Source organism: Acinetobacter sp. BZX-2, assembly GCF_055179795.1.
Genome location: NZ_CM143686.1, coordinates 1,429,538 through 1,442,009, shown reverse-complemented (window position 1 = coordinate 1,442,009; position 12,472 = coordinate 1,429,538). Strand labels below are relative to the sequence as shown.

Below are 12,472 nucleotides of genomic sequence, written 5' to 3'. Positions count from 1 at the left end.
GAATTAAAAGCCTGATTTCTGAGATCAGGCTTTTTCCATTTGATTTGCTGAAATGTATTTTTCAGCCTGTTTTTGCAAAGCTTTGTCTGCTGCGGTAGCACACTCAATAATTCTTTGAAAAATAATGTGTGCTTCCTCGTATTCTTGAGGTGTAACAATGTTGTCCTCTAGAACCTCATACACTTTTTGATTTGCCTTTCCGCTTGCTACATTTGTTAGCATCATTGCTTCAAGCACATTCATTTCTCGATGTCTTTCACCATCCGCACCCACTGGTACCAATACAAAACCCAATTTATGCGCCCAAACTTTTAAAACCGCAGGGTTTTGAGTAAACATCAACATTGCTTCGAACTTTTTTAAACTCGGCATGTGGTCAGGCATATTCATATTTGCGTAGTTACAAATCGTGTTATGCGAGTCGCCAGTTAGATCAGCTATTTCTTTTGGCGTGATACCAAGTGAATGTCTGATCATTTGATGAAGAGCTGTTTTTGTCTCTTTTGAAATTTCCATTTGTGAATCCTTGTTTTTATTCACGTTTATTTTTTACGAACAAAAATTGATACTTTGTCTGATTGCTACTAAGCGGATAATTTTCCGTTCAGGTTTAAATCTTGTTGCTCTTTGACAAATTTATCTAAAGCAGCGCCTTTGCTGTAAAGCACATCAAGCTGATCACCGTTTTCTATTTTTGAGATAGAACTCTGTGGAATTCCTGTTTTACTTGAAATGCTTTGTTGCGTTACACCACAACTGCGAAGGAATAGGATTTTGTCTTTTAGGGTCATATAACACCTCCATTAATGAATAGTATTATTCATTAGTGAATAAGTGTCAATGAGAAGTGAATTATTTGTTTTAAATTATTCTTTATTGAATAAAATTGATTTTATGAACACAAGGATTTTGGAAATGTTTCTGCGCTCAAATATTGAATACTTGCTTGATAAAAATAGAACGAATCCACACGAGCTGGAAAAAGAGCACGGCATACCTCAAGCTACAGTTTTTCGCATCCAACAAGGCATTACCGAAAATCCAAGAAGATCAACCCTTGAATCTTTGGCTAAGTGGGCTGGAGTCACTCCAGGTGAACTAATAGATAGAGATCTTAAGAAGGATCAATTAGTAAAACAAAATTTATCCATTGATGAGCAAATACAAGGATTTTTGAATAACACAGCTACTGCCATCACAACAGATGAATTGACAGATGAGGAGCGTAATAAAAAAATATGGATTGATTTTTATGATGTTAAATTCTGTAGTGGTGAAGGTGAATCTATTGATTTTCACTTTGATGTGATAAAAAAACAGTTGTCATTTGAGCCTAGTTTTTTCAAGAAACGTAAAATTAAACCTGAGAATTTTAAATTAATCATTAACAAGGGTGACAGCAACGAAGAATATCTTTTCGATGATGATGCTATAGGTCTGGATATTTCTGATACTGAGATAACTGATGGTGAAACCTATGCAATTTATTTTGAAGGAGATGCGCTCATTAGGCAGATTTTTAAAGAGCAAGGCGGAATTCTTGTACTGCATCCGCGTAACCCTAAATACAAAGATAAAATTGTTAACACCGAGCTAGCGGATAACACAACATTTAAAGTATTTGGCCGCGTGCGATATAGATCAGGTTAATTACCAAAGATGCTAGGTCGCCATTTTCAGTAAACTAGATAACAAAAAAAAATTTAAAAAGAGGATATTATGATCGCAACATTGAATAAATCTAAAACTGCACTAACGATCAATCGTCAAGAGTTTAAATTGGCTTTAGCTAAAATTGGCGAAGGCATTGATAAGCAAATAGCCTCACTTAAAAAAGCTAAACAAAGTTATGACGCGGGTGAGATGGCACGCGAAGTGATTGCTGAAGCAAATATCTTTGAAGCAATAATTGAGGGTTTTAACGAAGCTGAAGAAACTAGCCTAAAGCTAGCAGATATTACTAATCTTGATGTGGCGCAAGGATGGATTGATGACTTTTTAGAGAAATATTCAGATAAATAAAAACTGCGAACCCGACGCAGTTTACTGATCGGGTTTTTTGAGGGGTTGTTATGGGTCAAATAGTGCAGTATCTACCATTTTTAAGTTATAAAAAATATCTTCGGCCTGCTATAGATGGATGTATGGGTCTTATGACTCATGTTGCTGAACTCACATGGAATGACGGTATTCAGCGAGAATCTTATGTAAAGTTTTATGGTGAGAATAAAAAACGAGCTTTATTAAATGAGGCAATAGGTTATCTATTAGTAAGTGGCTTAGGTCTTCCACAACCAGAACTCGCTGGATTTCTTGAGTTTAAGATTTCAGAAAAACTTACTCCGGAAATATGGGATAAGGTATCAGAAGTTGATAGGTATAGAGGTGTAACTTATGCATGGGTGTGCACTAATACAAATGGCATTAATCGCAGATTGGAATTGGATAACGCTAAGACACCAGAAATCAAAAGCTACATTACAGCTCACCTCTTAGAAGCATTAAAGAGTTGGGAGAAGTTACCTAATCTTATAATGTGTGATGATTGGTTAATTAATAACGATCGTAATTTGGGTAACTTGTTAGAGCTTCCGAATAGGACTTTTACGCTAATAGACCACGGTGGGATACTATATGGCGATAACTGGTCTCCTTGGGATATTATGCGTAACGCCACCATATCTGGTGAATTTCAGAAGATGTACACTGAGATTTTGAAAGCGAAATTTAGTGGATTATTTTGGAAAGAAAATTTATTAAATGAATTGAAAAATGCAAAACTTAAACATGCTTCAGCATTTGAAACCGTAAAAGAAGAACTAGGTTTATTAATTAATGATTTTCTTGGAGATGAGAAAATTAATACAGGGTTGCCACCAAACCCCATCCAAAATGTAAGTAATATATTGCAAGATTTTCTAGATACTAATGCTGTACAAGTTGGGAATATTGAAGCAAAATGCGATTTATGGCTTTCTACAACACACAGCAATGTTGCTAAGTAGGTAACATTATGAATTTTAAAAAATTTGAAGAAAAGTTTAAGACAAATTTAACCACTCTAGAGTTGGTACAAGCTTCTTGGGCGCAAGTTAGATTCACACCTGACTTAGTGACGAATGAACAACTTGCCGTTGGGGTGCTTATAAATCATGATGATATTGTACACACAAAATTCATTGAAGATTTTTCTAGAGTTGAATGTGCTTATGGTTCTGAAATGGTGGATTATATAAAGTCCTGTATTGAGCTGTTTGAGGATTTTCTACATTGCAATTATGAAACTTCATTCTCTTCTCAATTGATCTTAGAAAAGCGAGGATTTGTTCAAGGAGAATCTATCGACGAACTACTTGAAGAGCTATTGGTGCGTGCTGCCCCTTTATCTCTACCTCATGATAATAAAGTTAAATACAAAAAACAGTTTCATACCGTTAAAACAGTTAAGTTTCATTCTGAAGTTAAGAGTTACATTAAAAATAAAATGGGTGAAATTTATAAGGAGATCTTTACTAGTAATGAAACAGTGTTAGTTGGAAACTCTTCAATTGGATATAGAAGGCTTCCAGTGGCAATTAATATGGAAAAAAACCACAAAATTGGTGATCTAGTTTCATCTGTATACGCCACTCCAGATACAGTAGAAATTAATTGTTTCAAAACCCTAGAGAACATGAGAGCTGTAAAGAAATATGCAAAAACTGATAGCGACTTCAAGCTTTTCATGTTGTCACCTGACAGCTCAAACATGGATTTACTAAGTAAATCAGATAAAAAGAAGAGGGATGATATTATTGATAGTTTTAAATGGAGTTTACGTTCTGAAGGGATTGACTTAATTGAAGAGTATTCTGTAGATAAGGTATCTGAAAAATTAATTGATTGGTCTGGTATTGATAAACAGCCCACTTTAGAAGAAATCTAGTTTAATCAAACTCCATCTAACCCACCCTGTGTGGGTTTTCTTTTATCTATTAGAGCATAAATAAAATTAAAACGAATAAAAATAGATCAAAATACAACCAATCAATTCATTAATGAATATTTTTATTGCATTATTTTATTCATTAGTGAATAATAATTTCACCAAATAACAAAAAAGCGCACAGACCTCGAAATCAAATGCGCTTTTTCAAACAACAGGTGAATTATGAATGTAAAATTTACTCCAAGCAATAGCTTCATCGTAACACTCAGTGTTTCAGCTATTGTTCTTGGTGCGATAACTACAGGTTTTCACAAATATGAACCTACAACTGGTTATACGCCACCTACATACACTGCTAAGCAAGCCCCCGATGTAGTTGCAGTACAAACTGCAGTTATAACATCCAAATCAACTGGTAAAGCTACTGTAAAACTTGATGATTTTATACTTCAGGTTTCATTCGACTATGAAGCTCACCCAGACAACTACGGCGTACCAGGTTCAGATTTTACAGCTGTAGACATTACTCAGCTTTCTGTCGATGACATCCATGACATAAACGGCAATGCTTACCGTGATTTCACTGACTTTAACGATATTGTTCAAATCAAAGAACTTGTTCGCGGTCATTTGGAACGCAATCAAATGGTGGAGGCTGCCTAATGACTTCTACCACTCAAAAGAAAACCGAATTTATCAGTGATGCTGATGGTGAATTCCGTATGCGCTTGTATTCATACGAATATATCCAAAAAAATGGCGAGATTTATCGTGTTAGCAAATCAGGTACTTTATTTTTAATCGAAGCTGAAGAACACGCTCAAAAGCCATGGATTCGTGAAATCTTTAAACGTGAACGTGCATTTCAAAACCGTAAAGCCGTTGCTATTTATCTTGCTGATCCTCGTAACCAGCGCACCCGATATTCCGCTAATCAACGCATTGCTTATAACAATGCTAAATATAATTAAGGAGTTGTGACTTATGGCTCTTGCAAATGTAGTTCATGCAAATGAACCTATCCATGTTGAAACTATCGTAGCGTATTACTACGCGGATCCTGATATTGGTAAATCATCTTTAGCATTCACGGCAAAAGATACTATCTTATTCGATTTTGATAAAGGTGTTCACCGTGTTGGTGCTCTGCGTCGAGGTACTGCGGTACAAGTTCAAAAATGGACAGATGTTTCCAACGTAACTGAAGAAGATCTTAAATCTTTTAAAACAGTTGCGTTTGATACTGTAGGCACAATGCTCGACTGCGTAAAAATTCATTATCAAGGTATTAAGGGTAACACCCAGCGTGATGGTAATTTAACACTTAAAGCTCAAGGCTATGCTGGTAATGACTTTATTGGATTAATTAACCGTATCCGCAGTTATGGCAAAGATATTATTTTTATAGGTCATGCTGAAGAACAACGTAACGATGATCTTTTAATTCATCGCCCATCGATGAGCGGTAAAAATCGTGATGTTCTATATCGTATATCAGACATCATGGCTTATCTCACATATGAAAAAGCTACCGATGGTCAAATTGTCCGTGTTCTAAAATTCAAAGCATCAAATTCACATCATGCAAAAAACTCAGGCAGTCTTGGTGTAGATACAGATGGCAATATTGTGCTTCCAGATCTACAGCATTCGCCTACTTTTTTTGGTGATTTGATTCAACAAGCTAAAGATCATCTTAATACGATGACACCAGCTCAATTACAGACCATGAAAGCAATTGAAGAACGTGATCAATTCTTTTCTGAGTGTGATCAAATCAATTATGTGTCAGAACTCAACACCCTAATTGAACAGCTTGATAAAAACCACCCACATTATAAAGAAATGCGTAAACATTTCATTAATAGAGCAAAACAATTGAATTTCGTATTCGATACGGAAAAAAACAAATACATCGCCCCTAATTCACGCCCAGTTGACTTAATTAGTGAAGCTCAACGCGATCAGTTACAAGTCTTCATAGATTCTTGTGGTTTAGACGTTAAATCTGTCTGTGAATATTTCGGGATTGATGCCCTCACCCAAATTGAAGCCGCAAATTTGCAAGCGGTACAAAATGAAATTGAAACCTTAGCTAAATCGGAGATGGCTACAGCATGAACGCAATTATCTTAGATACCGAAACACATGACCTTAAAGGGTTACCTATCGAAATTGCTTATGTGCCATTCCAATTGGCAAATGGTGAGGCTTCAATTTATGCCGATCAAGCATTTGATGAGTATTACTCTATCAATGCCAAAATCAATTTTGGTGCGATGGCTGTCCATCATATCCTGGAATCAGATATTGCAGGCAAACCATTTTATACAACATTCAAGTTACCTGATGATGTCCAATACATCATCGGTCACAACATTGATTATGACATTGAAGCGATCGCTAAATGTGGTGTTAATACAAAACCCCTTAAAGCAATTTGTACTTTAGCTTTAGCACGTAAAGTATGGCCACATGAGGCACATAACATTTCTGCCCTTACTTACATGTTGCTTGAGGGTAGCGATATTGCACGCCAAAAACTACGTTCAGCACACAATGCCAAACAAGATGTTCTTCTCACCGGATTTATTTTAAAAAGCATCATCCGTGCACTAAATATTCAAACCATTGAAGAACTTTACGAAGCCTCTGAAAATGCTCGGATTCCTACAATTATTAGCTTTGGCAAACACAAAGGCACTGAAATCAAATTTTTGCCACCTGATTATAAGCGTTGGTTATGCAATCAGCCTGACGTAGACCCGTATTTAGTAAAAGCATTAAAAGGATAAGAACATGACAAATATTATTACAGCACAAGAAGCAATTTCAGCAGTTCAAGCTGGTAAAACAGTTTTGTGTCGATATGCAGGTAACGGATCTCTTCATGCTGATCAAGATTTCAGTACACTTGATCAAGTCCCCGCTACTGTATTTTTTGCACCACATTATGAATTTTGCATAAAAATTGAAATGACTGAGCTTGCAGGAATTCAATTCACTAAACCTGCGGAACCACACGATTTAAAAAGTGGTCAAGAAATTTATATTGTTATGCCTACTTGTATTTTGCGCACTCAATATGATCAAGAACACGGCGATATTTGTCTAAGTGTCGCAAATGGTTTTGCTCAGCTTGATGCAGAAAATGCAAAATTGCAGCTGCAGGCTATTGGTAAAAATTTTGGCAACATGATTACTGGAATCGAAGTTAAAGATGGTTTTAATGATAAGCCTAAGAAAGCTCGTTCTCCACGTGGTAAAAAAACGGATACTTCAGCAGAAACTGAATCTGTTAAACCCACTGGTACTGAAAGTACAGATGAACCATGGGGAGATATTGAAACAGGTCAATCAAAGATTATTGAAAGCTTTACAGCTCAGATCAGTGAATGTACTTCTGTCGATTCAGTTCTTGCATTACGACCAGTATTTTTAGCCAATGGGTATTTGGAACACGAACAACATCAGTATTTGTGTAGATTAACTGAGGAAAAGTTGCTTGAACTGGATCCTGAGCAATACGCACCTAAAACAGAACAACTTGAACCAGATTTAACAACTTTTGATGAATCTGTTGAGTATCAAACTTTACTCAATGATTTGATCAATCGCGCTCAAGAAGCCAAAACACCTGCAGAGGCTACTGCACTTACAGGTTATACAAAGGCTTGGAGTGAAATTCAACGTAAGCCACTAATTGATGCAATTCACAAACGCTTGATTGAATTGAATCCTGAAACTTCAACTGTTGCTGAAACACCCTCACTAATGGTGCAGATCCAAACAGCACCCGACCTAACAACTTTGGACGCATTGGAAATTGATGTGGCAGGTCGTCACCCAGATATTCAACCACGTCTAATGGGTTATGTCCGCGCACGTCGATATGAGCTTGAAAACTCAGGCTCAAAGGTGGTGCCATAATGAAATTTAAATACTCATCTGTGACAAGAATATTAACTGTATTTGGTACCAAAATGACTCATATTTTTGACAATGTTTCATTGTCTGAAATTGATGAGTTGGTTACGAATGCCAAATTCAAAGAAGCAACTTGGAGAGTGTAATGGCTAAAACTGTCGTTAAAACAAAGCACCTCACAGCATTTCGAATTTGGTTTGTAAAACTTGGCTATGAGGTCAAAAGTTTAAAAGGGAAAGGTTTCACGGCGCGAACAAGCGACCGTGGAATCAAAAAGAAACACCACTATGTGTTGGTGACAGATCAACTAAATGGAAATCTAGCGGCATTCGAATTGGGTCAGGAATTTGAAAGTCACTTAGCATCACCTGACTTTTTAGTAGCGGAGGCAGATAAAAATGGAAATATCACTTTTGCTGCTTGAAATTGCGATTGCAATTTATGGACCTATTTTAATCGAGATTGGGAGTTGGTGAGATGGATTCTGCTAAAGAGTTTCAAAGAGAAGTTGCAAATAAAAACTTTGAAAATGCAAAAAATAAAGTGATCAAAGTTCTACAAAATGAGCCTTTCGGGTTATCAGTAAGCCAGTTGATGACTGTTTCAAGACTCAGCGCAAAAACAGTTAAGGCAATTCTTCAGTGTGCTGAGTTTAAAACTGAAAATGAAGTTTATTTTTTAAAACAGGTGGCGTGATGAAAAATTTAATTAAACAAATTCATGAGCAAAATGTAAAAGCAGGATGGTGGACTGATTTAATTACAGGCACAGACCTAACATCTAGAAATGGTGAGCCTGCAAAACGAAATGTCCCAGAAATGCTTTGCTTAATTCATTCCGAAATTTCAGAAGCAATGGAAGGTCATCGTAAAAACTTGATGGATGACAAACTACCCCATCGGTCAATGCTTGAAGTTGAACTTGCTGACGCGGTTATTCGCATATGCGATATGGCTGGTGGTTTAGGCTTGGATCTAGATGGAGCAATTCAAGAAAAACTTGAATTCAATAAGCATCGTGCAGATCATAAGTTAGAAAATCGCTTAACTGAAAATGGTAAAAAATTCTAGGGTGCCTGTATGAAAATTCCTGAATTTGAACTCGAAGGCACAACCGAAGAAATTGCAGAGCAAGTTTTTCAAAAGTTAATTTACCCAATTTATGATGAGTTGAAGAAAACAGATCCTATCTTGGCAAAAAGATTTGGTTATTGTATTTCTGGAAATGCCATAGCTAGTTATTTGGGTGGGCATGGTGATGTTAAACGAGCAGAAAAGGTAATGATCGATTTAACGCAAAAAATGGCTACTGGAATTATGCAAGAAAAAAGAAAGGTTTGTTAGGGAGCGAAATTAATGAGTGTTGTAAAAAAAATTGAAGATCCTTTCGACACACTTTGGTTGCTTCAAATGAAGTTTAGAAAACCAGTCGTACCCATCGAGGAATTACTGGACGACTATTTACCACATTTATCACTCGTCCAAGCAAATAAGCGTGCAAATAAATGTGATTTACCATTTCCTGTATTTAAACCAGATGGAAAATATTCACCATGGTGTGCTCATTTAAGTGACGTAGCAATATGGTTGACAAGTGCTCAGCAAGAGGCTAAAAAAGACTGGACTGCGATGCATAGCTAAAATGCTAAGTTATTGATAAAAATCGAGAGTGGTTGCACCGTATTTGCACCTTGCACCACTCAAATTTAAGTAAGATACTGTTAATTATAATTATTTATAAAGCATCTATCCCACCCGCCATAGGAGCAACGATTAAATTATTTGACAGTTGATACGGACCAATATACATATATATTCATACATTTTAAGATAGACATAGTATACTTCATCAGCTCTTAGAGCTCATCCATTTCTAAACGTGTTTTCAGCAGTATGAAAAAATTTGGTTTACAAAGTATCTTGATTCGTTCCGCGTGTTTAACGACCCTTGCGATTGGTCTCACTGCCTGTGGTGATGGATCATGGTGGTCAAATGATGATGAACCAGAACTAAAAAGTGAGCAAATTCGCAAGCTTATTCCAAATCGTGTCAATGATCGTAAGTCATGGGCGCAAGATATCTTTGATATTTCTGAAGAATTAAAAATTCCACGCAATAAAGAAAATATTTGTACAATTATTGCTGTTGTAGATCAGGAATCCAACTTTATTGCCAATCCAAATGTTCCGGGCTTAGGTGATAAAGCGGTAAAAGAAGTCAGCACTCGTTTACAAGAAAAATTTGAAGATAAATTAGGGACTACAATTGGTGGTCCAATTGCCAATTATTTCCAAGATGTATTAAAAAATCAGCCGTCACCTGAAGACAATTATTTAAAGCAAATGAGTCGAGTTAAGAATGAAAAGGAACTTGATGTTCTTTATCGTGAAATTTTTGACTATATGACAAAGCATTATCATATTAGTGCTTTAACAGGTGCTGCCAAGTTTGTTGGCCAAGACTTTGCTGAAAAGTTGAATCCAATTACCACTTTAGGTTCAATGCAAGTTCATATTAACTATGCCAAAGAAAATAAGCGTAGCAGCATGAGCACCAACGAATTACGTGATGATTTATATACAGAATATGGTGGTTTGTACTATGGCATACATCGCTTAATGATGTATCCAACAGATTATGATAAGCCTATTTATCGTTTTGCCGATTATAATTCAGGTATGTATTCAAGTCGAAATGCCGCTTTTCAAAAAATGGTGGATAAAACATTAGAATCAGATATCGATTTGGATTTAGATGGCGATTTGCTTTCTTATGATAAGAATGGTGACGCTCGTCCTGCAGTTACAACAACTGAAAAAGCACTGATGACGTTATTTTCAAAGAATAATGTACTCATTACGCCTCGCCAGTTGCGTAATGATTTGAAAAAAGAGAAAGAAAAAGGTTTTGAAAAAACTCAAACCTATATTGCTGTTTCAAAATTATATAAAGAAAAAACAGGTAAAGATCCTATCTATGCAATCATGCCAGAGGTGGTTATTTCTGGGCCTAAACTGAGTCGTGATTATAATACCAACTGGTATGCAAGCCGCGTAAACGGACGATATGAAACATGCATGCAACGAGCAAAACGTATAAGAACCTAGCTTTATTTGATTTTGATGGAACCTTGTGTAAAAAAGACAGTTTCACAGGGTTTATTTTCTATGCTTTATCAAAAAGACATATTGTAAAACAAGGTTTTAAAATTTTACCGTGGATTCAGGCGTATTATTTAAATATCTACCCTGCCGATTCTATGCGCCCTCGTCTTTTTAAAGCCATGTTTAAAGATGCAAATGCTTATGAAATTTCAAGTATTGCTGAAGAATATGCACATAGTTTAACCGAGCAATTAGATGCTAAACTTTATCAACAATTATTAGATCATCAGCATCATGGTGATGATGTGGTTTTGGTTTCAGCTTCGGTTGACCTTTATTTAAAAACAATTTGCCAAATTCTAAACATTGACCTGATTTGTACTGGTACTGAAATTGTGAATGATCAATTCACAGGACATTACTCAACGCCTGATTGTAGCTGTGAACAAAAAAGGATTCGTATTTTAGAGAAATATAATTTAACCCAATATAATAAAATCTATGCGTATGGAAATAGTGAAGAAGATTTAGATATGCTGAGTTTGGCAGATTTTAAATTTATGGTAGGCAAAGATCAGACTTTGCCTTTTTTAGAAGAAGAAAAGAAATTTGCCTAATTGATTCTTTTGAATTTGATGATGTTTTCTATTTTAAAGGCTTTGGTAGTGCTCCTCGCTCTTTTGCAACAATGAGGAATGAGGTTAGGCACAAACCAAAATGTAAATAATCTTTAAAAAGAAAAAAAGCCATATAAAAATATATTCAATTACAAGACTCAAAAGCTAAAGATATTGAAAAATAATTGAAGTTACCTACATATGATTTCGAATACTACCAACTCTTTTTCCTTTGATCCATTGCCGAGGGTTAAACAGTTCACCAGATTTATCAACAACTAGAATCCCTATAATTGGCGTAATAATCGTTAAAATTAAAAGTGCTGTTGCTCGACTTTCTCGTCGTTGTCTGGCTGTTTGACCACTTGGTTTAATTAAGGAAAATAAATTAATCACCCATAGAAAAGCAAGCGGTAACTTTGTGATCAAAGCAAGAAATAGCTTCCAAATCACACGGTTATTATCAATATAGCTATTCTTTACTAAGATCATAAATAAAATAAAAGAAACAACACTTGCTAAAACAGTACCATATAGCGGATTCCCACCAAATAAATGGAACAAGAAAATGATTCCAAATAATGATGTTGGAATAAGAAAAGTTAACCCAAGATCATCGTAATCCCTAAACACTACAATTTTTCTGTTTTTCCCTGCACCTAAAAAAACCCCTAAAATAACTATTGAAAATATTGCAATTAAAACAATGTTATAAATATTGTATCCATCCATAATTTCCCCCAAAAACAAACTTTTTTAATTTTTAAAAATAGGTAAAAATATAGAATCACATATAAGTGTTTAATAAGATAGTGTTTATTAAAATATAGATAAAATAATGAGTATAAACTAAGCCTTTTCACGTACTAACCCGTGCGTTCAACAACAAAAAGCCT

Annotated in this window: 19 protein-coding genes and 1 pseudogene; 16 read left to right on the top strand and 4 right to left on the bottom strand. The window is 35.5% G+C overall.

All coding sequences use genetic code 11. The features are described 5' to 3' along the window. Window positions 1-24: 24 nt before the first annotated feature. Together ACY45D_RS06705 and ACY45D_RS06700 are read right to left on the bottom strand one after the other, a co-directional pair. A complete protein-coding gene (locus tag ACY45D_RS06705) occupies window positions 25-516 on the bottom strand; it encodes a phage regulatory CII family protein (protein ID WP_463108987.1) in 492 nt (163 codons plus the stop codon). 68 nt (window positions 517-584) lie between these two features. Further along, the gene (locus tag ACY45D_RS06700) at window positions 585-791 is read right to left on the bottom strand and encodes a helix-turn-helix domain-containing protein (protein ID WP_463108986.1); all 207 of its coding nucleotides are present in this window, start codon (window positions 789-791) and stop codon (window positions 585-587) included. A gap of 49 nt (window positions 792-840) precedes the next feature. Here ACY45D_RS06700 and ACY45D_RS06695 point away from each other — a divergent pair, with 49 nt between their 5' ends. From ACY45D_RS06695 to ACY45D_RS06630, 14 genes are all read left to right on the top strand, one after another. Continuing rightward, the gene (locus ACY45D_RS06695; protein WP_463108985.1) at window positions 841-1,650 is read left to right on the top strand and encodes a S24 family peptidase; all 810 of its coding nucleotides are present in this window, start codon (window positions 841-843) and stop codon (window positions 1,648-1,650) included. A 69-nt stretch (window positions 1,651-1,719) separates the two neighbouring features. After that, on the top strand, window positions 1,720-2,022 hold the full coding sequence (locus ACY45D_RS06690; protein ID WP_463108984.1) for a hypothetical protein: 303 nt from the start codon (window positions 1,720-1,722) through the stop codon (window positions 2,020-2,022). 50 nt (window positions 2,023-2,072) lie between these two features. Next, window positions 2,073-3,005, top strand: coding sequence for a hypothetical protein (locus tag ACY45D_RS06685; protein WP_463108983.1), 933 nt, complete (start codon window positions 2,073-2,075; stop codon window positions 3,003-3,005). Between the two features lie 8 nt (window positions 3,006-3,013). Next, the gene (locus ACY45D_RS06680) at window positions 3,014-3,925 is read left to right on the top strand and encodes a hypothetical protein (protein ID WP_463108982.1); all 912 of its coding nucleotides are present in this window, start codon (window positions 3,014-3,016) and stop codon (window positions 3,923-3,925) included. Window positions 3,926-4,150: 225 nt separating this feature from the next. After that, window positions 4,151-4,591 (top strand): hypothetical protein, encoded by a 441-nt coding sequence (locus ACY45D_RS06675; protein WP_463108981.1) that lies wholly within the window; start codon window positions 4,151-4,153, stop codon window positions 4,589-4,591. Then, a complete protein-coding gene (locus ACY45D_RS06670; RefSeq protein ID WP_463108980.1) occupies window positions 4,591-4,899 on the top strand; it encodes a hypothetical protein in 309 nt (102 codons plus the stop codon). Before ACY45D_RS06675 ends, ACY45D_RS06670 begins: the two co-directional genes overlap by 1 nt. A 13-nt stretch (window positions 4,900-4,912) precedes the next feature. Beyond that, entirely contained in the window at window positions 4,913-6,049 is a 1,137-nt protein-coding gene (locus ACY45D_RS06665; protein ID WP_463108979.1) for an ATP-binding protein, read from the top strand. After that, entirely contained in the window at window positions 6,046-6,723 is a 678-nt protein-coding gene (locus tag ACY45D_RS06660) for a 3'-5' exonuclease (protein WP_463108978.1), read from the top strand. Before ACY45D_RS06665 ends, ACY45D_RS06660 begins: the two co-directional genes overlap by 4 nt. A gap of 4 nt (window positions 6,724-6,727) precedes the next feature. Beyond that, on the top strand, window positions 6,728-7,858 hold the full coding sequence (locus ACY45D_RS06655) for a hypothetical protein (protein ID WP_463108977.1): 1,131 nt from the start codon (window positions 6,728-6,730) through the stop codon (window positions 7,856-7,858). 142 nt (window positions 7,859-8,000) lie between these two features. Next, complete coding sequence (locus tag ACY45D_RS06650) at window positions 8,001-8,279, top strand: response regulator (RefSeq protein ID WP_463108976.1); 279 nt, start codon at window positions 8,001-8,003, stop codon at window positions 8,277-8,279. A 53-nt stretch (window positions 8,280-8,332) separates the two neighbouring features. Further along, window positions 8,333-8,551, top strand: a complete 219-nt coding sequence (locus ACY45D_RS06645) for a hypothetical protein (protein ID WP_463108975.1) — start codon at window positions 8,333-8,335, stop codon at window positions 8,549-8,551. Further along, complete coding sequence (locus tag ACY45D_RS06640) at window positions 8,551-8,925, top strand: hypothetical protein (RefSeq protein WP_463108974.1); 375 nt, start codon at window positions 8,551-8,553, stop codon at window positions 8,923-8,925. The genes ACY45D_RS06645 and ACY45D_RS06640 overlap by 1 nt, the downstream gene beginning before the upstream one ends. Window positions 8,926-8,934: 9 nt before the next feature. Continuing rightward, window positions 8,935-9,198: a hypothetical protein gene (locus ACY45D_RS06635; protein WP_463108973.1), complete on the top strand. Its 264-nt coding sequence runs from the start codon at window positions 8,935-8,937 to the stop codon at window positions 9,196-9,198. A 12-nt stretch (window positions 9,199-9,210) separates the two neighbouring features. Continuing rightward, the gene (locus ACY45D_RS06630) at window positions 9,211-9,495 is read left to right on the top strand and encodes a pyocin activator PrtN family protein (protein ID WP_463108972.1); all 285 of its coding nucleotides are present in this window, start codon (window positions 9,211-9,213) and stop codon (window positions 9,493-9,495) included. Window positions 9,496-9,598: 103 nt separating this feature from the next. Here ACY45D_RS06630 and ACY45D_RS06625 read toward each other — a convergent pair. After that, a pseudogene (locus ACY45D_RS06625) lies at window positions 9,599-9,664 on the bottom strand (hypothetical protein); the annotation flags it as partial. 107 nt (window positions 9,665-9,771) lie between these two features. Between ACY45D_RS06625 and ACY45D_RS06620 the strand changes: the two are divergent. Beyond that, window positions 9,772-10,962, top strand: a complete 1,191-nt coding sequence (locus ACY45D_RS06620; protein WP_463109445.1) for a DUF1615 family protein — start codon at window positions 9,772-9,774, stop codon at window positions 10,960-10,962. Beyond that, window positions 10,929-11,576 carry an HAD-IB family hydrolase gene (locus ACY45D_RS06615; RefSeq protein ID WP_463108971.1) on the top strand — a complete coding sequence of 216 codons (648 nt, stop codon included), beginning with the start codon at window positions 10,929-10,931 and terminating at the stop codon, window positions 11,574-11,576. Before ACY45D_RS06620 ends, ACY45D_RS06615 begins: the two co-directional genes overlap by 34 nt. A gap of 195 nt (window positions 11,577-11,771) precedes the next feature. On the opposite strand, the gene ACY45D_RS06610 is transcribed toward ACY45D_RS06615, so the two are convergent. Then, window positions 11,772-12,308 carry a hypothetical protein gene (locus tag ACY45D_RS06610; protein WP_463108970.1) on the bottom strand — a complete coding sequence of 179 codons (537 nt, stop codon included), beginning with the start codon at window positions 12,306-12,308 and terminating at the stop codon, window positions 11,772-11,774. Window positions 12,309-12,472 lie beyond the last annotated feature (164 nt).